Origin of the sequence: Acinetobacter sp. NCu2D-2, assembly GCF_001647675.1 — a bacterium.
Taxonomy (GTDB): domain Bacteria; phylum Pseudomonadota; class Gammaproteobacteria; order Pseudomonadales; family Moraxellaceae; genus Acinetobacter.
This window is the reverse complement of sequence record NZ_CP015594.1, coordinates 2,432,380-2,453,973: the sequence shown is the minus strand read 5'-3', so window position 1 is coordinate 2,453,973 and position 21,594 is coordinate 2,432,380. Positions and strand designations below refer to the sequence as shown.

At 43.4% G+C, this 21,594-nt stretch carries 13 protein-coding genes, 2 tRNA genes and 3 rRNA genes; 12 read left to right on the top strand and 6 right to left on the bottom strand.

Annotation, left to right across the window (positions count from 1 at the left end):
* Positions 1-585: 585 nt before the first annotated feature.
* From A3K93_RS11820 to A3K93_RS11790, 7 genes are all read left to right on the top strand, one after another.
* Positions 586-2,123, top strand: a 16S ribosomal RNA gene (locus A3K93_RS11820).
* A 61-nt stretch (positions 2,124-2,184) separates the two neighbouring features.
* A tRNA-Ile gene (locus tag A3K93_RS11815) sits at positions 2,185-2,261 on the top strand.
* A 43-nt stretch (positions 2,262-2,304) separates the two neighbouring features.
* Positions 2,305-2,380 (top strand) — tRNA-Ala (locus A3K93_RS11810).
* Between the two features lie 414 nt (positions 2,381-2,794).
* Positions 2,795-5,688: ribosomal RNA gene (locus A3K93_RS11805) — 23S ribosomal RNA — on the top strand.
* 167 nt (positions 5,689-5,855) lie between these two features.
* Positions 5,856-5,970, top strand: a 5S ribosomal RNA gene (gene rrf / locus A3K93_RS11800).
* Together the 16S, 23S and 5S rRNA genes with 2 tRNA genes alongside form the textbook arrangement of a ribosomal RNA operon.
* 240 nt (positions 5,971-6,210) lie before the next feature.
* The gene (locus tag A3K93_RS11795) at positions 6,211-8,586 is read left to right on the top strand and encodes a YgiQ family radical SAM protein (protein WP_067731388.1); all 2,376 of its coding nucleotides are present in this window, start codon (positions 6,211-6,213) and stop codon (positions 8,584-8,586) included.
* A 362-nt stretch (positions 8,587-8,948) separates the two neighbouring features.
* Positions 8,949-9,497 carry a DUF2726 domain-containing protein gene (locus tag A3K93_RS11790; RefSeq protein WP_067731387.1) on the top strand — a complete coding sequence of 183 codons (549 nt, stop codon included), beginning with the start codon at positions 8,949-8,951 and terminating at the stop codon, positions 9,495-9,497.
* Between the two features lie 45 nt (positions 9,498-9,542).
* Here A3K93_RS11790 and A3K93_RS11785 read toward each other — a convergent pair whose 3' ends face one another.
* From A3K93_RS11785 to mdtD, 5 genes are all read right to left on the bottom strand, one after another.
* Positions 9,543-9,899 (bottom strand): RidA family protein, encoded by a 357-nt coding sequence (locus tag A3K93_RS11785; RefSeq protein WP_067731386.1) that lies wholly within the window; start codon positions 9,897-9,899, stop codon positions 9,543-9,545.
* Positions 9,900-9,904: 5 nt separating this feature from the next.
* Positions 9,905-11,200, bottom strand: coding sequence for a shikimate transporter (gene shiA, locus A3K93_RS11780; protein ID WP_067731385.1), 1,296 nt, complete (start codon positions 11,198-11,200; stop codon positions 9,905-9,907).
* Between the two features lie 220 nt (positions 11,201-11,420).
* Positions 11,421-12,476 carry a DNA polymerase IV gene (dinB, locus tag A3K93_RS11775; RefSeq protein WP_067731384.1) on the bottom strand — a complete coding sequence of 352 codons (1,056 nt, stop codon included), beginning with the start codon at positions 12,474-12,476 and terminating at the stop codon, positions 11,421-11,423.
* A 115-nt stretch (positions 12,477-12,591) separates the two neighbouring features.
* A complete protein-coding gene (locus tag A3K93_RS11770; protein WP_227509900.1) occupies positions 12,592-13,311 on the bottom strand; it encodes a glycoside hydrolase family 25 protein in 720 nt (239 codons plus the stop codon).
* 110 nt (positions 13,312-13,421) lie between these two features.
* Positions 13,422-14,813, bottom strand: coding sequence for a multidrug transporter subunit MdtD (gene mdtD, locus A3K93_RS11765; protein ID WP_067731382.1), 1,392 nt, complete (start codon positions 14,811-14,813; stop codon positions 13,422-13,424).
* Between the two features lie 523 nt (positions 14,814-15,336).
* On the opposite strand from mdtD, the gene A3K93_RS11760 reads away from it, so the two are divergent.
* Entirely contained in the window at positions 15,337-16,311 is a 975-nt protein-coding gene (locus A3K93_RS11760) for a hypothetical protein (RefSeq protein WP_067731381.1), read from the top strand.
* A gap of 61 nt (positions 16,312-16,372) precedes the next feature.
* Here the strand turns inward: A3K93_RS11760 and A3K93_RS11755 are convergent, their stop codons facing one another.
* Positions 16,373-16,993, bottom strand: coding sequence for a TIGR00730 family Rossman fold protein (locus tag A3K93_RS11755; protein ID WP_067731380.1), 621 nt, complete (start codon positions 16,991-16,993; stop codon positions 16,373-16,375).
* 302 nt (positions 16,994-17,295) lie between these two features.
* Here A3K93_RS11755 and A3K93_RS11750 point away from each other — a divergent pair, with 302 nt between their 5' ends.
* From A3K93_RS11750 to niaP, 4 genes are all read left to right on the top strand, one after another.
* Positions 17,296-18,873, top strand: a complete 1,578-nt coding sequence (locus A3K93_RS11750; RefSeq protein ID WP_067731379.1) for a TerC family protein — start codon at positions 17,296-17,298, stop codon at positions 18,871-18,873.
* A gap of 71 nt (positions 18,874-18,944) precedes the next feature.
* Entirely contained in the window at positions 18,945-19,409 is a 465-nt protein-coding gene (locus A3K93_RS11745; RefSeq protein ID WP_067731378.1) for a YchJ family protein, read from the top strand.
* A 61-nt stretch (positions 19,410-19,470) separates the two neighbouring features.
* A complete protein-coding gene (locus A3K93_RS11740) occupies positions 19,471-20,115 on the top strand; it encodes a trimeric intracellular cation channel family protein (protein ID WP_067731377.1) in 645 nt (214 codons plus the stop codon).
* A 128-nt stretch (positions 20,116-20,243) separates the two neighbouring features.
* Entirely contained in the window at positions 20,244-21,563 is a 1,320-nt protein-coding gene (gene niaP / locus A3K93_RS11735) for a niacin transporter NiaP (RefSeq protein ID WP_067731376.1), read from the top strand.
* Positions 21,564-21,594 lie beyond the last annotated feature (31 nt).

Sequence of the window (21,594 nt, the reverse complement as noted above, 5' to 3'; positions counted from 1 at the left end):
TTGATTGAAAAGTGAGCAAAAAGCAGAGGTTTTCTCCTGCTTTTTGCATTTTTAAGTCATTAAATTTTATATATTTCAATTATTTATGATTAATTAGTGTCTCGAAAGAAAATGACGAACATTTTTATTTAAATAATTTTCTTAAATAAAACAATATCTTATTGATTTACTGGTTTATAAAATAAACATGCGTTTTAAAACTTTTGAAAAAGGTGTTGCGTGCGCTCTGAAATGCTGTAGAATGCACATCCATCGGCGGTGATGAAGATTAAAACTTCTGATAAAACAGTGGCTTAGCATAAAGTGGTTAAGTTGGGTTTTAGAAAGAAAGTTTAAAAATAGTTTTCATTACCAGTTGACTTTCTGAAAAGAAAGCGTAATATAGCCGACCTAGCTTGCTGGTGACGAACCAACAAGAAGATCATTAAGAGATTATGAAGAACAACTTGTGTGGATTTTTACTGGTTGATTGATCGAAATTATTTTCATTGATTGATGGTAGAAATTACTCGAAGTTTATTTGAGAAATATTTGTCAGAAAATTGATGAGCCAAGATTGGCACCCTTTAAGGTGCTACTGATTTTAAACTGAAGAGTTTGATCATGGCTCAGATTGAACGCTGGCGGCAGGCTTAACACATGCAAGTCGAGCGGGGATAGGTAGCTTGCTACTGATTCCTAGCGGCGGACGGGTGAGTAATACTTAGGAATCTGCCTATTAGTGGGGGACAACAGTTGGAAACGGCTGCTAATACCGCATACGCCCTACGGGGGAAAGCAGGGGATCTTCGGACCTTGCGCTAATAGATGAGCCTAAGTCGGATTAGCTAGTTGGTGGGGTAAAGGCCTACCAAGGCGACGATCTGTAGCGGGTCTGAGAGGATGATCCGCCACACTGGGACTGAGACACGGCCCAGACTCCTACGGGAGGCAGCAGTGGGGAATATTGGACAATGGGGGGAACCCTGATCCAGCCATGCCGCGTGTGTGAAGAAGGCCTTTTGGTTGTAAAGCACTTTAAGCGAGGAGGAGGCTCCTGTAGATAATACCTACAGAGAGTGGACGTTACTCGCAGAATAAGCACCGGCTAACTCTGTGCCAGCAGCCGCGGTAATACAGAGGGTGCAAGCGTTAATCGGATTTACTGGGCGTAAAGCGCGCGTAGGTGGCCAATTAAGTCAAATGTGAAATCCCCGAGCTTAACTTGGGAATTGCATTCGATACTGGTTGGCTAGAGTATGGGAGAGGATGGTAGAATTCCAGGTGTAGCGGTGAAATGCGTAGAGATCTGGAGGAATACCGATGGCGAAGGCAGCCATCTGGCCTAATACTGACACTGAGGTGCGAAAGCATGGGGAGCAAACAGGATTAGATACCCTGGTAGTCCATGCCGTAAACGATGTCTACTAGCCGTTGGGGCCTTTGAGGCTTTAGTGGCGCAGCTAACGCGATAAGTAGACCGCCTGGGGAGTACGGTCGCAAGACTAAAACTCAAATGAATTGACGGGGGCCCGCACAAGCGGTGGAGCATGTGGTTTAATTCGATGCAACGCGAAGAACCTTACCTGGTCTTGACATAGTAAGAACTTTCCAGAGATGGATTGGTGCCTTCGGGAGCTTACATACAGGTGCTGCATGGCTGTCGTCAGCTCGTGTCGTGAGATGTTGGGTTAAGTCCCGCAACGAGCGCAACCCTTTTCCTTATTTGCCAGCACTTCGGGTGGGAACTTTAAGGATACTGCCAGTGACAAACTGGAGGAAGGCGGGGACGACGTCAAGTCATCATGGCCCTTACGACCAGGGCTACACACGTGCTACAATGGTCGGTACAAAGGGTTGCTACCTAGCGATAGGATGCTAATCTCAAAAAGCCGATCGTAGTCCGGATTGGAGTCTGCAACTCGACTCCATGAAGTCGGAATCGCTAGTAATCGCGGATCAGAATGCCGCGGTGAATACGTTCCCGGGCCTTGTACACACCGCCCGTCACACCATGGGAGTTTGTTGCACCAGAAGTAGGTAGTCTAACCTTAGGGAGGACGCTTACCACGGTGTGGCCGATGACTGGGGTGAAGTCGTAACAAGGTAGCCGTAGGGGAACCTGCGGCTGGATCACCTCCTTAACGAAAGATTGACGATTGGTAAGAATCCACAACAAGTTGTTCTTCATGACGATGTATCTGAGGGTCTGTAGCTCAGTTGGTTAGAGCACACGCTTGATAAGCGTGGGGTCACAAGTTCAAGTCTTGTCAGACCCACCATCTGCAATAGACAGTAATCGATACATTGACTTATTGATAAGCTGGGGACTTAGCTTAGTTGGTAGAGCGCCTGCTTTGCACGCAGGAGGTCAGGAGTTCGACTCTCCTAGTCTCCACCATCACTTAAATCATCAGATTTAAGTAGAATGAGTTAAGAATAACCATTCAGTAAGATGAATGTTTAGTTCCTAAGCGATCAAGTGATTAGATCCTAGAGATTAACAAGTAGAAGCGTTATGATACGCACCACTTGATAATCTCTGTGATTTATCACAGTAATGCAATCTGACGAAGATGCATTAAATCATTAACAGAATATATTTGAGTTGAAATAATTTGTTCATACTCGTTAAGACTTAAACAAGCAATTGTTTAAAGATTAATGAGTACTAGCGATTAAACTGAATCAAGCGTTTTGGTATGTGAATTTGATTGAAGCTGTACAGTGTTTAAGTACACAAACAACGAACTGTGAGTCTTAGGACTTGTTGGTTGATCTACTTGTAGGATTGATCGACTGTTTGGGGTTGTATAGTCAAGTAATTAAGTGCATGTGGTGGATGCCTTGGCAGTCAGAGGCGATGAAAGACGTAATAGCCTGCGATAAGCTCCGGGGAGGCGGCAAATATCCTGTGATCCGGAGATTTCTGAATGGGGAAACCCACTTACCATAAGGTAGGTATCATTAACTGAATACATAGGTTAATGAGGCAAACGAGGGGAAGTGAAACATCTCAGTACCCTTAGGAAAAGAAATCAATTGAGATTCCCTCAGTAGCGGCGAGCGAACGGGGATCAGCCCATTAAGTCATATAAGCTTTAGTGGAACGCTCTGGGAAGTGCGACCATAGATGGTGATAGTCCTGTACACGAAAGGGCTTATATGATGATGTCGAGTAGGGCGAGGCACGTGAAACCTTGTCTGAATATAGGGGGACCATCCTCTAAGGCTAAATACTCCTGACTGACCGATAGTGAACCAGTACCGTGAGGGAAAGGCGAAAAGAACCCCTGTGAGGGGAGTGAAATAGATCCTGAAACCGCATGCATACAAGCAGTGGGAGCATCTTCGTGATGTGACTGCGTACCTTTTGTATAATGGGTCAGCGACTTACATTCAGTAGCGAGGTTAACCGTATAGGGGAGCCGTAGGGAAACCGAGTCTTAATAGGGCGTTTAGTTGCTGGGTGTAGACCCGAAACCGGGTGATCTATCCATGAGCAGGTTGAAGGTTGGGTAACACTAACTGGAGGACCGAACCCACTGTCGTTGAAAAGCCAGGGGATGACTTGTGGATAGGGGTGAAAGGCTAATCAAACTCGGTGATAGCTGGTTCTCCCCGAAAGCTATTTAGGTAGCGCCTCGGACGAATACCATTGGGGGTAGAGCACTGTTTCGGCTAGGGGGTCATCCCGACTTACCAAACCGATGCAAACTCCGAATACCAATGAGTACTATCCGGGAGACAGACTGCGGGTGCTAACGTCCGTAGTCAAGAGGAAAACAATCCAGACCGCCAGCTAAGGCCCCTAAATTATAGTTAAGTGGGAAACGATGTGGGAAGGCATAGACAGCTAGGAGGTTGGCTTAGAAGCAGCCACCCTTTAAAGAAAGCGTAATAGCTCACTAGTCGAGTCGGCCTGCGCGGAAGATGTAACGGGGCTAAAACTATATGCCGAAGCTGCGGATTTGCAATTTATTGCAAGTGGTAGGGGAGCGTTCTGTAAGCCGATGAAGGTGGATTGAGAAGTCTGCTGGAGGTATCAGAAGTGCGAATGCTGACGTGAGTAACGATAAAACGGGTGAAAAACCCGTTCGCTGAAAGACCAAGGGTTCCAGTCCAACGTTAATCGGGGCTGGGTGAGTCGACCCCTAAGGCGAGGCCGAGAGGCGTAGTCGATGGGAAATTGGTTAATATTCCAATACTTCTGTTTAATGCGATGAGAGGACGGAGAAGGTTAAGTCAGCCTGGCGTTGGTTGTCCAGGTGGAAGACAGTAGGCATGCATCTTAGGCAAATCCGGGGTGCTCTATGCTGAGAGTTGATAGCAAGCTGTACTTGTACAGCGAAGTGGCTGATACCATACTTCCAGGAAAAGTCTCTAAGCTTCAGTTAAACAGGAATCGTACCCGAAACCGACACAGGTGGTCAGGTCGAGTAGACCAAAGCGCTTGAGAGAACTCTGCTGAAGGAACTAGGCAAAATGGTACCGTAACTTCGGGAGAAGGTACGCTGCTTTTGGTGATGGAACTTGCTTCCTGAGCTGAGAGCAGCCACAGAAACCAGGCCCCTGCAACTGTTTATTAAAAACATAGCACTCTGCAAACACGAAAGTGGACGTATAGGGTGTGATGCCTGCCCGGTGCTGGAAGGTTAATTGATGTGGTTAGCGCAAGCGAAGCTATTGATCGAAGCCCCAGTAAACGGCGGCCGTAACTATAACGGTCCTAAGGTAGCGAAATTCCTTGTCGGGTAAGTTCCGACCTGCACGAATGGCATAATGATGGGGGCGCTGTCTCCAGCAGAGGCTCAGTGAAATCGAAATCGCCGTGAAGATGCGGTGTACCCGCGGCTAGACGGAAAGACCCCGTGAACCTTTACTGCAGCTTGACATTGAACTTTGATCTTACTTGTGTAGGATAGGTGGGAGGCTTTGAAGTCGTGACGCTAGTTGCGATGGAGCCAATCTTGAAATACCACCCTGGTAATATTGAGGTTCTAACTCTGTCCCGTAATCCGGGACGAGGACCATGTCTGGTGGGTAGTTTGACTGGGGCGGTCTCCTCCTAAAGAGTAACGGAGGAGTACGAAGGTGCGCTCAGCGTGGTCGGAAATCACGCGTAGAGTATAAAGGCAAAAGCGCGCTTAACTGCGAGACCCACAAGTCGAGCAGGTACGAAAGTAGGTCTTAGTGATCCGGTGGTTCTGTATGGAAGGGCCATCGCTCAACGGATAAAAGGTACTCTGGGGATAACAGGCTGATACCGCCCAAGAGTTCATATCGACGGCGGTGTTTGGCACCTCGATGTCGGCTCATCTCATCCTGGGGCTGAAGCAGGTCCCAAGGGTATGGCTGTTCGCCATTTAAAGAGGTACGCGAGCTGGGTTTAGAACGTCGTGAGACAGTTCGGTCCCTATCTACCGTGGGCGTTGGAAATTTGAGAGGATCTGCTCCTAGTACGAGAGGACCAGAGTGGACGAACCTCTGGTGTACCGGTTGTGACGCCAGTCGCATCGCCGGGTAGCTATGTTCGGAAGGGATAACCGCTGAAAGCATCTAAGCGGGAAGCCTACCTCAAGATAAGATTTCCCCGAGACTTTATGTCTCCTAAAGAGCCGTTGAAGACTACGACGTTGATAGGTTGGATGTGGAAGTGCGGTGACGCATGAAGCTGACCAATACTAATTGCTCGTGAGGCTTGACTATACAACACCCAAACAGTTGGTGTTGTTGATCAAATCATCATCACAATAACTTGATTTAGTTAACGCTAAAGATCAAACTATACAACTCAAGTATCCCTGTTAATGAATTCTATTTGACGAAAGCTAGGCATCTAAATAAGACCTAAGCGAGTAAGCATAAACAGTTGTGCTGGCGACAATAGCAAGAGTGAACCACCTGATCCCTTCCCGAACTCAGAAGTGAAACCTCTTAGCGCTGATGGTAGTGTGGCATTTGCCATGTGAGAGTAAGTCATCGCCAGCTCATTATTCCAAAATCCCCCTCTACGAAAAGTAGAGGGGGATTTTTTTATGCTTGGAATTTCTAAGGCAGTTAATTTTTAGTATATCTGCCATTTTATTCATTCCTGAATAGTCGAAATGAGTTGGTTTTGTATAAAATATAATCAAGCATGCCTTTGTCTATGTATGTTAAAATACGCGCCTTTCATCTTTTGATCTAATTTTAGATCTCCTATCATCTGCCAGCCGAGAATTGCTAGCCATGTCTACTGCTTATACTATGCAGACTGCGCCTAAAGCGTTGTTTGATTACGACAAATATTGGGCGTCATGTTTCGACCCAGCGCCATTTTTGCCGATGTCACGCGAGGAAATGGATCAACTCGGTTGGGACAGTTGTGACTTTATTTTGGTCTGTGGTGATGCGTATATCGACCATCCATCGTTCTGTTCAGGCATCATTGGCCGTACTTTAGAAGCCCAAGGTTTCCGTGTCGGTATTATTGCGCAGCCAGATTGGACCAATGTGGAATCTTTCCGTGTACTCGGTAAACCGAATATTGCGTGGGGTGTGACTGCAGGGAACATGGACTCGATGATCAACCGTTATACGGCTGACCGTAAAATCCGCTCTGATGATGCCTATTCTCCTGATAATCAACCGAATAAACGTCCAGACCGTGCAGCAACTGTGTATTGTCAACGTGTACGTGAAGCTTATCCTGATGTGCCGGTTCTTTTAGGCGGTATTGAAGCATCCTTACGTCGTATTGCACATTATGATTACTGGTCAGATAAAGTTCGTCGTTCTATTTTGATGGACTCGAAAGCCGATATCTTGATGTATGGTAACGGTGAGCGTTCAATCACTGAAATTATGCATCGTTTGGCACGTGGTGAAAAAGTTCACGAAATTACGGATGTTCGTGGTACTGCATTTATTGTGAATAAGAACAATCGTGCTTCAAAAGCCAAGTTTGTTGAAATTGCATCGAATGACGTGGATACCGTAGGTCGTGTTGACCCAATCATCAACCCTTATGTGATGACTGAAGATTTGGAAGGCTGTGAAATTGAGCAGGGCAAAGACACCAAACAATATCAAGGCTTCCAAAAAGAACATGTCTCTAATCCAATTATCCGTGAAGGGGATCATTTGGATGCAGACACGCAAATTGTGCAGTTACAACCTGCTTCTAAAGCAATTAAGCATAAATTACCACCACGTGAATTGGCGGTGATTCGCTTACCTGCATTTGAAGAAGTTTCGAATGACCCTGTATTGTATGCCCATGCGAACCGTATTTTGCATTTGGAAACCAATCCAGGCAATGCGCGTGCCTTAGTACAAAAACATGGTGAGCGTGATGTTTGGCTAAATCCACCTCCGATTCCATTGACCACTGAAGAAATGGACTATGTGTTTGACTTGCCTTATGCACGTTTGCCACATCCATCTTATGGTAATGCCCGCTTCCCAGCCTTTGACATGATTAAGTTCTCTGTGAACATCATGCGTGGCTGTTTCGGTGGTTGTACTTTCTGTTCGATCACAGAACATGAAGGCCGAATTATTCAGAACCGTTCTGAAGAATCGATTCTACGTGAAGTGGAAAAAATTCGTGATACCGCACCCGGCTTTACCGGCATTATCTCGGATTTAGGTGGTCCAACTGCTAACATGTATCGTTTGGCATGTAAAGACCCTGAGATTGAAAAGAACTGTCGTAAACCGTCATGTGTATTCCCAGGTGTATGTCAAAATTTACATACCGATCATGCGCCATTGACGCAGTTATATCGTAAAGCGCGTAGCTTGCCGGGGATTAAAAAGATTCTGATTGGTTCAGGTTTACGTTATGACCTTGCGGTGTTGAACCCTGAATATGTTAAAGAATTGGTGACCCATCACGTTGGTGGTTACTTAAAAATTGCGCCTGAGCATACCGAAAAAGGTCCATTGTCGAAGATGATGAAACCGGGGATCGGGACGTATGATCGCTTCAAGCAAATGTTTGATCGTTTCAGTAAAGAAGCGGGTAAAGAACAATACTTGATTCCTTACTTTATCGCGGCGCATCCGGGTACCACCGATTACGACATGATGAACCTTGCGATTTGGCTGAAAAAGAATGGTTTCCGTGCCGATCAGGTACAGACGTTCTATCCATCGCCAATGGCAACTGCAACCACCATGTACTACACCGGTAAAAACCCACTGGCAAAAGTGGCACGTTATACCGAGCAAGTGGACATTGTGAAAGGTGAAAAGCGTCGTCGTTTACATAAAGCCTTCTTGCGTTACCATGATCCAAACAACTGGCCAATGCTCCGTGATGCTTTATGTGAAATGGGGCGTCAGGACTTAATTGGTAACTCAAAACAGCATTTGATCCCGACCTATCAACCTGCAGGTGTAGACGGACAGTATCAATCTGCACGTAAGAAAAATTCAACGGTTGCCGGTGATTCACAAAAACGTACCGGTCAAGCGGGGAATCGTGGTCAAGCTCAAGCGCAAAATAACCGTCCGAAGAAAGGGCAGGTATTAACGCAACATACTGGTCTACCACCACGTGAAACTGGCGCTAAAAAGCCGTTTGGTGGTCCAAAACCAAAACGTAAAAGCAAAGCCTGATTAAATGAAAAAAAAGACACTTCGGTGTCTTTTTTATATGAGCGAGTAATTTTTCTTAAATAAACTAAGAGATGTGACAGCAGATAAAAAGCGAAAAGTACAGCTTATCGGAATTGTTCGACAAAACAACTTATTATGCTTGCGAGGCTATTCATATCTGTTTTAGATTCACAGCTGAGAATATACTAACTATTAAAAAAGGGGCTGCAGCTCCTTAATATGTAATCGGTGTATAGCGATTTTGATACAGGATGTATAAGTATCTCACTATAAAAGTTGTAGGTTCATAATTTAATAACAAGTAGTTCTATACTGACCTGCACTACAACAAGAAAAGATTATAAGAATGCAAGGAATGTGGCATGACTGTTTATATCATGATTGGGAGTTTCATACTCTTCTGTGTCGTGCTGATGGCATGGAAAAAAATTGAAAATAGTGGCAAACGTCAAGACAGTGCCTTAAAGCAACGTGCTATTTTTAACTTAAATGAGCAACTCACCTATACTCGGCTTAAAGAAGTATTACCTGACCGTACCATATTGGCACATGTATCTTATGATGCCTTACTGACCACTAAATTTTACCGTACCCGTAATAAGTACCGTCACTTAATTGCAGATTTTGTGGTACTTGATCAACACCATCAAATTGTTGCCATTGTTGCCGTTGATGACCCGTTGGTATTAAAGCGTCCTCAACAAGCACAATATCAGGATGCTTTACTGACCATGGCAGGTTACCGTGTCATTCGGTATGAGGATGTTCCAGAATATCAGCAACTTCGACAGGACTTTTTACGTGAGCAAGATGTGGTCGATCAAGAAACCAAGACCAATAGTTTAAGTGATTTAAAGAAATATCATTTATATTCAGACTTAGAACGTCGAAAAATTAAAGCAGTCAGTTAAATAAAAAAAGCATGTAGAAGCATGCTTTTTTAATATCAGTCTTCATTATTTTGCTTTTACAGCAACCACTGTTAATTCGACCAATACTCTAGGATCATAGAGTTTTGCCTCGACGCAGGTGCGGGGTAGGGCTTCAATATCAGCGACCCATTCGTCCCAGACTTCATTAAAGGCGGCATAGTCTTTTTCAATGTCTTTGAGATAAATCGTCACAGACATAATATGACTTTTGTCAGAGCCAGCATCTTTTAAGAACTGATCGATAATATCCAATGTTTGCTGAGTTTGACCTTGAATATCGAGATCAAGATCTGAAGCTAATTGACCCGCAAGATGAATTAAATCACCTGAGATCGCAATTTCAGAAAAGCGTTTCGATACATGCAAACGTTGAACAGTCATATTATTTAATCCTGAGTTTTAGGCATTAAAGCAGCAACCAATGCAGTCAATAGGCAACCAATCGCTAAGTAAATCGCGACATAATGCCATGAGCCATCACCCCAAATCACGAGTGAGGCTGCGATCATCGGTGTAAAACCACCACCAATAATACTTGCAACTTGATAACCAACACCTGCACCACTGTAGCGGTATTCCGTACCAAACAGCGAGGTGAAAATTGGCTGATGTACACTCACCACCATATCATGCGCAACGTTGGCAAGTAAAATTGCGCCAACAATAATAAACAGCGTATTTTGTGCATCGAGTGCAATAAAGAAAGGGAATGCAGCAGCAGCACCAATCAAACCACCCCAAACACACATGGTTTTGTGGTTAATCTTGTCTGAAATCCACGCAAAGAATGGAATACTAAAACAACTGATCGCACCGACCATGAGGGTGATATTCAGGAAGAATTGCTTATCCATACCTAGGTTATTGGTTGAATAATTCAACGCAAAGTTTGTGACAAGGTACATGGTCAATAATTCTGTAAAACGCAGTGCGATAATGTAGAAGAACGCTTTAGGATGCTTGCTAATTGCTTGTAAAATTGGGAGTTTTTTTGGTTTTTGATCTGCTTTTACGACTTTTTCTACGAATTCTTGAGACTCATCTTGGTCACGACGAATCCACATCGCAATGGCAATTAGGACAATACTGGCAATAAATGGAATACGCCATGCCCACTCATTAAAGGCTTGTTCACCGAGCGTTGCAATAATTAAAGAGACTGCACCTGTTGCGAGAACCAGACCCACACCATAGCCAACTTGAACACCACTACTGTAGAAGGCTTTTTTACCTTTAGGTGCATTTTCAACAGCCATCAAGGCTGCACCGCCCCATTCACCACCAACCGCAAAACCTTGAATCGCACGTAGTGTGACGAGCAGTACGGGCGCCCACCAACCAATGGCTGCAAAGTTAGGTAAAAGACCAATACCTACGGTCGAAATCCCCATTAAGAAAACGGTGAGGACGAGCATTTTTTTACGACCGAGTTTATCGCCAAAGTGTCCAAATACGACTCCGCCTAAAGGACGGAATAGGAAACCAACACCAAAGGTTGCGAGTGCCGCAAGGGTACCCATATTTTCGCCAATACTTGGGAAAAACTGATCTTTAAAAATTAAGGCTGCAACAATTCCGTAGAGAAGGAAATCGTACCAATCGACAACAGCACCAACAAAACTAGAGAGCGCAGCTTTACGCGCGCGTTGTTCTTGAACAACAGATAAATTCGCAGAGGACATGCAAGAAGGGGTTCCATGGTTTACAACAGAGTTGCCCTGTAATATTCGGATTCGATCGTCACGCCAATCACAGGACAGCATGCTGAAAGTAAAGGTGATTTTCAGCATCTCAGCACATACATGGATAATGCATTGCGCAGATAGAGTACTCTAATTTTTAAAAATGTAAAAACAAAGTTGCGGGATTTTTACACTAATGCTCAGATCTTGAGCAAAGTCCTTAGAGCAAAGAAAGTTGAGGGTCTTGTTGTTTTGCTGAAAGTAAATAAACGCCTAATCCAATCAGTCGAAACTTCAGCTTTGGGTCAAGATGCATCTCATCAATCAAGCTATCAAGTACCTGTTGTAATTGATGAGGATGTGTCAAAACAGATTTGAAACTTTTGCTATGTTGCATGACTTTAAAATTTGGCAATTTCAATTTAATTGAAACTCCGCGTGCATGCAGTTGTTTTTTATCTAATACATACCAAACCTGTTCGATTAAGCGCTGCCAATGTTCCTGACATTCATGCAGAGACAAATCTGTATCAAAAGTTGTTTCTTTGGAGATTTGTTGACGTTCACGGCTGGCTTCAACAGGACGTTCATCAATACCTTGCGCATAAAGAAAAAGTCGATGCCCATATTTGCCAAAATGTTGGATCAACAACGATTCTTCAATTTGTTGTAAGTCACCTAAAGTATGTAGGTTTAATGCTTGCAGTTTTTCTTGGGTAACTTTACCGACGCCTGGAATTTTTTTGAGCGGAAGTTCCTGAATAAAGCGTTGCACTTGAGAGGGCTTGATCACACAAATTCCATTGGGTTTATGCCAATCTGAAGCCACTTTTGCTAGAAATTTATTGGGTGCGACACCGGCAGAGGCCGTAAGCCCAGTCAGTTTAAAAATATCCTCTCGAATACGCATAGCTACTTCAGTTGCACTGGGAATATTTTTAAAATTTTCAGTGACATCTAAATAGGCTTCATCCAGTGAAAGTGGTTCAATCTGGTCAGTATATTGACGAAAAACATGATGAATCTGTGCCGATACTTCACGGTATTTCTGAAAATTTGGCTCAATGACGATGACTTGAGGACATAGCTTTCGCGCTTGTGTCATAGACATGGCGGAACGTAACCCAAATTGGCGTGCAGGGTAAGATGCAGCCGTGACCACAGCACGCGGATGATGGGAAGCTATCACCACGGGGAGGTCTTTTAAATCGGGACGTTCACGCAGCTCAACTGAGGCGTAAAAAGCATCCATATCAATATGAATAATTTTGCGCATAGCAAAGCATCTTAGAGTGATTTAGTTATGTTGTGAAGTTGCTTAAATTCGATAATTTCTCAGATGCGTAAACTGGTGTCGCTGTATTTAAATGGAGTATCGGATGATTTATACGTTATTTAGCAGGCTTAGGCAGTGGAAGGTGATTTTGCTCAAGGAATTTAATCCACGCTTGCTCTGAACCATAAAAGACATTGAGGTCTACAGGTGTGCTGATGCCACTTATTTTACCTTGATTGGTATGTTGCCAAAAATGCCATTTCGGTTGGTCTTTTAAATCTGGTAAACCTTTGTATTCACGAACCCAAAGCGGGACATCTTGGAATGATCCTGCAAGCACAATGTTATAAAAGGCTTTCGAGGTGTAGAAAATGGGTTGCTTGCCATAATGCTTTTTGAATGCATCGTGAATGATTTGAATTTCTGCCAACAACTGTTCTTTTGAATAAGTATTGATGCAATTACTGTCATATTCCAAGTCGATCACGGGCGGAAGAGCATCTGTTTTATTCGGTACTGTTGCAATGAAATTTTCAGCCTGAACCTGACCATCACGACATAAACGATAAAAATGATAGGCACCGACTAAGAAACCACGTTCACGTGCTTCTAGCCAATATTGCTGAAACTTGGTGTCTTTGAAATCGCCGCCTTCCGTAGCTTTTAAATAGACAAAACGATATTTCTGCGGCGAGATTTTTTTCCAATCAATTTCTTTTTGATGATGTGAGACATCAAAGCCTTGAATGGGATAGTCGGCAGCATTGGCAGAAGGCGGTGAGAAAATAAAAACATAAAGCAAACACATGACCGCAATGACCAGTCCACTACTCATCGCGAGTGGCCAAATCGGAAAAGGTGTTTTTGCTTGAGTTTTCATAAATCATTCAATTGTGCTGTGATCTTTAGCTTAAACCTATTTAAACAAGCTGCAAAAGAATTTGACTAAACTGAAACATGTTTAGGGATATGCCAGAAAATATAAGCAGCAATAATATTGATGCACCCCAAACACAGTAATACAGTATGAAACGCTGTGGTGATTTGTTCAGGGCCAAAATACGCGCTGAACATATTTACCAAAGTGCCTGCTAGGGCTACACCTAGGCTCATCGAGAGCATCATGATCATGGATAAGAAGCTATTCCCACTACTAGCATCTTGCTGACTGAGGTCTTTTAAGGTCAGGGTATTCATCGACACGAACTGCAATGAATTTAAAATACCAAAAGCAAAAAAATGCAAAGCACGTAACCAAATTGGTGTGTCGATATTGGTCAGTGAGAAGCTCGCAATACATGTACCGACCAATAAGGTGTTGACCAGTAGCACTTGACGATAGCCAAAACGCTGGATGACACGACGGATAATCGGCTTAGAGGCCAAAGACCCCAGTACTGTTGGAATCATCATCAAACCCGTCATAAAGGGTTCGAATTTGAAAGCGACTTGCAGCATCAGTGGCAGTAAAAACGGCATCGCATTGCCACCTAAGCGGGCAAAAAAATTACCTAAAATACCGATAGTAAAAATTTGATTTTGAAATAATTTACTGCGAAATAGTGCATTTTGATGCGTGTGTGAATGGTAGGCATAAAACAGACTACAGATTAACCCAACGCTGATTAAAGTCAGGCTCCACCACAGTGGATATTGCGGATTTGAAAAGTTTTCTACCCCTAAACATAAACCCACCATGGCCACAACTAAAAGAACAAAGCCACCGAAGTCAAAATGTGCAACCGTGGGCTCAGTCACATTGGGCATTGCTTTGAGGGTGAGCAATGCACCAGCAATACCAATAGGCAAATTGATGAAAAATACCCATTGCCATGACATATATTCGACCATCCAACCGCCTAAAGTTGGGCCAATCAGAGGTCCCATCAGCCCGGCAAGGCTCATTAAGCTCATTGCAGCAAGAAATTGGGTACGTGGAATAATTTTGAGTAATGCCAAACGACCCACAGGTAGAAGCAATGAACCGCCAATCCCTTGTAACACCCGAAAGAACAGCAACTGATTTAAATCTTGAGAGAACGCACAGCCGAGTGATGCCAAAGCAAAAATAATAATTGCAGCGAAGAAAATATTTCTGACACCAAAACGATCGGCTAGCCAACCACTTAAGGGAATGCACGCGGCAACCGACAACACATAAGCTACCACGACACTATGCATACGTAGAGGATCTTCCCCTAAATTCTGTGCAATTGCAGGAAGCGCCGTATTGATAATCGTGGTGTCCAGACCTTGCATAAAAAATCCAATCGACACCAAAAATACAAGGAGGCGAAATTCGGGATTTAAGGCTTGGTGGACGGGTGTTTCATTCATATGAATTGAGTCAGATGTTTTGGGCTAGTTTAAAGCAATCAAACGTTTAGAGATGTATTAAAAGCTTTTCATTTTAAATAACACACACAGAAATGTCGCATGAGCATAAGTCAATCCGTTATAAAATTTTAGGCACAGCTTTTCATATTTTCTGATCATTCATCGCTTTACAGTTAGAATTTATATTTAAAAATGAGCAAAGAAATATTCAAACTTGATTTAAAAACATAAAAATTTAAAAAAAATACATAAGCACTTCATTTCGTTCTTAAAACTAGAAAATCCCAGTTTTATCACTGCTTGATAAGCGAGCGAACTCAACAGATTAGTGGCCTTGCGTGAAATATTGCGAAAATTAGCGCTATACTGCGCAGATTCTAAAGAGCACCTCGGTGCTCTTTTTTATATATGGCTACAAATTTTTATGCGTTAATTGTCACTTTAGTGAAATAAAACCGTCATAATCTTGAGCAAAATTCCAACGGTGCTGTGTTGGACAAAATTATTCACAAGGTTTGTTTTTATGACAATCGAAATCTTGATGGTGATAGGCTTCTGTTTAGCAGCTTATTCAATCGTCGGAAATGACGTACCACAGACACTCGGTACGTTTATCTCGTCTAATGCACATCGTCCATGGTGGGTTTTGTGGATCTACATCAGTACGATTTTGGTTGTCGTACTGATTTATGGCTGGTATAGCTCGGGCGTAGGGGATGCATCCTATGGTCGACTGGAAACGATTCCTTTCCCTGAGGGTGGGATTACCTGGTTATATGTTGTTCCGCCGATTTTACTGCTGCTTTTGACCAAATACGGGATTCCTGTTAGTACCACATTCTTAGTTCTTACTATTTTCTCCCCAACCAGTTTGGGCTCGATGATGGTCAAATCGATGATGGGCTATGCGGTGGCATTTATTGTCGCTATCGTGGTCTATCGCTTTGTGATGTATAAACTCTCGCAGCACTTTGCTAAGACGCGTCATTTACCTGTGTCCAATGTTTGGATTGCTTTGCAGTGGATCTCAACGGCATTCTTGTGGAGCCAATGGCTGATTCAAGACTTAGCCAATATCTTCGTTTATGTACCACGCCAAGTGCCTTTCGGCTTTTTAATCTTTGCAATTAGCGTCTTTGTCTTATTGATCGGGATTATTCTCTATCAACGTGGTGGTGCGATTCAAAAAATCATTGATACCAAAACAGGTGTAACAGACATTCGCTCAGCCACCATTATTGACTTCATGTATGGTGCAATTCTGTTGGTATTTAAAGAGTGGAGTAATATCCCAATGAGTACCACATGGGTATTCTTAGGTTTACTTGCTGGTCGTGAGTTTGCAATGTCGATGTTCTTAACCGAAGTGAATAAACACCGTACCTCACGTAATGTGAGTAAAGATGCGATGAAACTTATGTTCGGTTTGGCAATGTCGGTATTACTTGCAACGACTCTGCCGATGTTCTATCAGTATGTCAGCCAATACACACCTTAAGAAATTATTTAAATAAAAAAAAGTGGATCAATAATCCGCTTTTTTATGTCTGGAATTCATCTTAAGCAAGAAACTGCTCAGGATGACCTAAATTCTGAATGGCACAATAAATATCTTTTGAGCTTTCGCACACAATGAGTTTGGCACGATGTTGAGGAGGTAAGAAACCTTCTTTCACCGCAACATCCAATTGCTGAATCATCGGATCATAAAAGCCATTAACGTTGTATAGCATCATGGGTTTTTGATGCTGATTCAGCTGTCCCCATGTAGCAATTTCTAAAATTTCTTCAAATGTTCCGAGTCCACCGGGTAAAGCGACAAAAGCACTGGCACGTTCTGCCATCATGGCTTTACGTTCATGCATATTTCGAACAATATGCAGTTCAGTCAAATCACTATGTGCAATTTCATAATCCAGCATAAATTCAGGGATGACACCGACCACTTCGCCGCCGTTTTGCATCATAGTGTCTGCGACTTGACCCATGAGACCGATGCTGGCGCCGCCATAGACCAGACCAAAACCATGTTGAGCCAAGCCCTCTGCCAATTGAATTGCTTTTTCTAAATAAATGGGATTGTTGCCAGCACGTGAGCCGCAATAAAGTGCCACAAGTGGGCGAGTTGTTTGAGGAGATAGAGTTGTATTTAATTCTGTCATTGCTATCACACTTTGCATGTATTGTTTTCACCTTAGCATTATTTTCTTTTACTTTTAAAGACTAAGTGAAAAATATGACATTTCGATGATTCGCTGTTATTGGCAGCTTACAAAACCTGCTCAATTGAAAACAGATGAAATTCATTTTGTTCTTGTTATACTGAAATTGTTTTAAACAACAATAGAACTAACATGGGTAGTGGAAGTTGGTGCTGTCACCAAACAAATTGTCAAATCGCTAAAATCAAGCTTCACATGCTGCAACATCGCAGCAAAAATCTCAACGCATATACTGCACAAGACATTCAGGAGATCGTACGATGATCTTTGAATGGATGTCAGATCCATCCGCATGGGTGGGTTTACTTACGCTTGTTGTGCTTGAAATTGTATTGGGTATCGATAACCTTGTTTTTATTGCAATTCTGGCAGAAAAACTTCCACCTGAGCAACGTAATGCTGCGCGTATTGTCGGCCTTTGCTTAGCCTTAATCATGCGATTGATTCTACTTGCGTCAATTGCATGGGTGGTGACCTTAACCAATCCGCTGTTCTACGTCTTTGACCATGCATTCTCTGGTCGAGATCTGATTCTGCTCTTTGGTGGTGTGTTCTTACTGTTTAAAGGCACCATGGAGTTACATGAGCGCCTTGAAGCTAAACCCGTCGTAAAAGAAGAAAATCCAGTGCATGCCGTGTTCTGGATGGTGATTGTACAGATAGTTGTACTTGACGCCGTATTCTCACTCGACAGTGTGATCACGGCAGTGGGTATGGTGAAAGAGCTATCTGTAATGATGATTGCTGTGGTGATTGCAGTTGGCATCATGTTGTGGGCATCTAAAGCATTAATGGATTTCGTCAACCGTCATCCAACTATTGTGATTTTGTGCCTTGGTTTCTTGATGATGATTGGTTTCTCTTTGGTGGTGGAAGGCTTTGGTTTCCATATTCCAAAAGGTTACTTATATGCCGCGATTGGGTTCTCTGTTGCAGTTGAATTTATTAACCAAGCTATGCGTCGTAACCAAGAGAAATTGGTGACCACGACAGACTTACGCTACCGTACCGCTTCTGCTGTGATGCGTATGTTAGGTGGTAAATCTGCACAAGATACAGAACATGCGGAACCTGAAGATGTTTTGGCTACACGTGCATTTGCTGATGAAGTCTTTGATGATGAAAATGGGGTTTACCACAGTGTCATGGTACAAGGTGTCCTCGGTTTATCTGAACGCCCTGTAAAATCGGTGATGACGCCACGTCCTGAGTTGGAATGGATTGATTTGGATGAAGATCCTGAAGTCATCAAAGAAAATCTCTTGCAGATGAGCCATTCACGCTTAATTGTCGCGCGTGGCGAACTCGATAACATTGCGGGGATTGTTCTAACCCATCGTGTCCTTAATGAATACATTGAAACAGGTCGTCTCGAGTTTGAAAAACATCTACGTGAACCTGTCATCGTACATGAAAATGCTCAAGTGTTGATGGTGATGGATCAGCTTCGTCAAGCACCGCTACAAATGGCAATCGTACTGAACGAATATGGCTCGATTGAAGGGATTGCAACGCCAATTGATGTGCTTGAAGCCATTGCCGGTGAATTCCCAGACGAAGATGAAATGGATACTTCAGCTGAGAGCCTTGATGACGGTAGCTTATTGCTTGAAGGTTCAACGGATATTCGACATGTGTCTTTATTGCTCGGACGTGATTTGGTCAATGAATCTGAAGAATATTCAACTTTATCGGGTTATATCTTGTTCCATATGGCACGTTTACCGCATGATGGTGAAAAGTTCGAAGCCGATGATCATATCTTTGAAGTGGTCACAATGGATGGACATAAAATTGATAAAGTTCATATCACTGCAAAAGTGATTGAGAAAGATTGATACCATCCGCGCTGAGATAGGATTTTTGTTAAAATAGCTCGTATATACGGGCTATTTTTTTGGAAATTTTTATGTCAGATGCGTGTCCATGTGGGCGAGGGTTATATCAGCAATGTTGTCAGCCTCTACATTTAGGTGTTGTGACAGCTCAGACTGCTGAACAGTTGATGCGCTCACGTTATAGCGCCTTTGCAAAACATGAAACAGACTATATTCAAAAAACCACGGCGCTCGGGCAGCAACAAGCCTTGGATATGCCTGCGATACGGGAATGGAGTGTAAGTAATCAATGGCTCAAACTTGAAATTGTTCAGGTGAATGAAAAGTTAGATAAAAATCATGCCTTGGTCGAGTTTAAAGCGCATTTTAATGATGGTCAGCAGGTACATATTCATCATGAAGCCTCACACTTTGTAAAACATGATGGCATCTGGTATTTCCTTGATCCAACTACCGAACAGAAGCTGACAATGAAGCAGCCATGTGTTTGTGGATCGGATAAAAAATTTAAACAATGTTGCGCGCAATTTTTGTAACTTCGACAGCGATTTAGCTTAGAATAGCCGCCATCTCGAAGCCTCAGACGGAAGTAGGGCGATGTTGTTGACCATTATCTATATCATTGCAATTACAGCGGAAGCGATGACAGGTGCCTTGTCTGCCGGTCGGCGTAGCATGGACTGGTTTGGGGTGGTCATTATCGCTTGTGTCACGGCACTTGGCGGCGGTTCAGTCCGAGATGTACTTTTAGGGCATTATCCACTGACATGGGTCAAACATCCTGAATACCTTGTTTTGACCTGCTGTGCAGCATTTGTCACCATCATTATTGCAAAATGGATGAAGCATCTGCGTAACATCTTCTTGGTGCTCGATGCTTTAGGTCTGATCGGTTTTACCATTATCGGTTCGCAAATTGCGATTTCTATGGGGCAGGGCTTTGTGGTCTCAGCCGTCGCAGGTGTACTGACTGGGGTCTCAGGCGGTATTTTGCGTGATATCTTGTGTAATGATGTGCCTTTAGTTTTCCGTCGAGAACTTTATGCCAGTATTTCCTTTGTTGCGGTAATCTTCTACTGGATTTGTACTCAATTGGGGATTGGACTTGAGCTTACGATTATCTCAACGCTCGTCTTTGGCTTTAGCTTACGTATTATTGCGATTTACTTTGGTTTAGAGATGCCGAAGTTCATTTATAAAGAGGATGACGAACAGTCTGCATCCTCCAAAGATGCCAATTAATTTCATCGTATTTTTATCAAAGCGGGGCAGAAAAGCCTCGCTTCTGTATTCAAACCGAGTATAAAAAGAATAAGACTGACTTAGGTGTGATGCAGCCTCCCACGTATCATCAAATCAGAGATTTGTTTATGGATTTAGTTTCTCGGATACAGCGCCTCCCGATTGGTAAATTTCACTATACCTTGCTGTGGGTCATTGGCCTTGGCTGGATGTTTGATGCCATGGATACCGGGCTGATCTCCTTTATTTTGGCGAAAATGGCTGAAGACTGGCAGATGTCGCCTGATCAAAAAAGCTGGGTTGTGTCGATTGGCTTTGTGGGGATGGCGATTGGTGCCATCTGCTCAGGTGGTTTAGCGGATCGCTTTGGACGAAAAACGATCTTTGCAGCGACTTTAGTAATTTATAGTTCAGCAACTGCTGCTTGTGCTTTTGCGCCTAACTTAACCTGGTTATTGGTGTTTCGCTTTATTGTGGGCTTAGGTTTGGGTGGACAGTTACCTGTTGCCGTGACTTTGGTCAGTGAATATATTCCCGCCCATGTACGTGGTCGCTTTATCGTTTTATTGGAAAGTTTTTGGGGCTTAGGTTGGCTCGTTGCAGCCTTGGTTTCACGCTTTGTAATTCCTGACCTTGGCTGGCACGCTGCGTTTCTAATTGGCGGGATTCCTGCACTGTATGCCATCGTGATTTGGAAGATGATTCCTGAATCTATTCCATTTCTGATTAACCGTGGTCGTGTCGATGAAGCACATGCCTTGGTGAAAAAGATTGAAGCCAAATGTGGCGTGAACGTGATTGAAATCTTTGAAGTCAAAGCGGTTGCAGAAAAACAAAGCATTTCATTTACTCAGCTTTGGTCAGGCATTTTTGCACGCCGAACTTTAATGCTGTGGTTAATCTGGTTTGGTATTGTCTTTTCTTACTATGGCATCTTCACGTGGTTGCCAAGCCTTTTGGTTAAAGAAGGCTATACCATCGTGCAGTCTTTTGAATATGTATTAGTCATGATTTTGGCACAGCTGCCAGGTTATATCGCTGCAGCATGGTTAGTTGAAAAACTTGGACGTAAAGCAACACTAGCAGGCTTTATCGGTATGTGTGCGATCTCGGCATACTTCTTTGGACAGTCCGACAATGTCACTGAAATTGTGATTTGGGGCTGTTTCATGTCTTTCTTCAACTTGGGGGCATGGGGCGTGTTATATACCTATACACCAGAGCAATATCCGACCAATATCCGTGCCTTTGGTTCAGGCTGGGCAGGGGCGATTGGTCGTATCGGCGGAATTGCAGCGCCTTTTGCGGTGACTCATTTGATGGTGCTGCCAAATGGCTTTAGTTATGTGTTTAGTATGTTCACCGTTGTACTCATCGCTGTAGCTTTAGTGATTCTGGTTTTAGGTGAAGAAACCAAAGGCAAAACCCTCGAATCGATGGGGCTTTAAATCCACTGATGATTTTTTAGTTGCTTAGGGC

Bases quoted from the DNA above. Each gene is read 5' to 3' on its own strand.
- A3K93_RS11770 (WP_227509900.1), bottom strand. From the start codon at position 13,311: ATGAGTAGTGGACTGGTCATTGCGGTCATGTGTTTGCTTTATGTTTTT.
- A3K93_RS11790 (WP_067731387.1), top strand. From the start codon at position 8,949: ATGACTGTTTATATCATGATTGGGAGTTTCATACTCTTCTGTGTCGTG.
- A3K93_RS11750 (WP_067731379.1), top strand. From the start codon at position 17,296: ATGATCTTTGAATGGATGTCAGATCCATCCGCATGGGTGGGTTTACTT.
- A3K93_RS11740 (WP_067731377.1), top strand. From the start codon at position 19,471: ATGTTGTTGACCATTATCTATATCATTGCAATTACAGCGGAAGCGATG.
- dinB (WP_067731384.1), bottom strand. From the start codon at position 12,476: ATGCGCAAAATTATTCATATTGATATGGATGCTTTTTACGCCTCAGTT.
- A3K93_RS11795 (WP_067731388.1), top strand. From the start codon at position 6,211: ATGTCTACTGCTTATACTATGCAGACTGCGCCTAAAGCGTTGTTTGAT.
- mdtD (WP_067731382.1), bottom strand. From the start codon at position 14,813: ATGAATGAAACACCCGTCCACCAAGCCTTAAATCCCGAATTTCGCCTC.
- shiA (WP_067731385.1), bottom strand. From the start codon at position 11,200: ATGTCCTCTGCGAATTTATCTGTTGTTCAAGAACAACGCGCGCGTAAA.
- A3K93_RS11785 (WP_067731386.1), bottom strand. From the start codon at position 9,899: ATGACTGTTCAACGTTTGCATGTATCGAAACGCTTTTCTGAAATTGCG.
- A3K93_RS11745 (WP_067731378.1), top strand. From the start codon at position 18,945: ATGTCAGATGCGTGTCCATGTGGGCGAGGGTTATATCAGCAATGTTGT.
- A3K93_RS11760 (WP_067731381.1), top strand. From the start codon at position 15,337: ATGACAATCGAAATCTTGATGGTGATAGGCTTCTGTTTAGCAGCTTAT.
- niaP (WP_067731376.1), top strand. From the start codon at position 20,244: ATGGATTTAGTTTCTCGGATACAGCGCCTCCCGATTGGTAAATTTCAC.
- A3K93_RS11755 (WP_067731380.1), bottom strand. From the start codon at position 16,993: ATGCAAAGTGTGATAGCAATGACAGAATTAAATACAACTCTATCTCCT.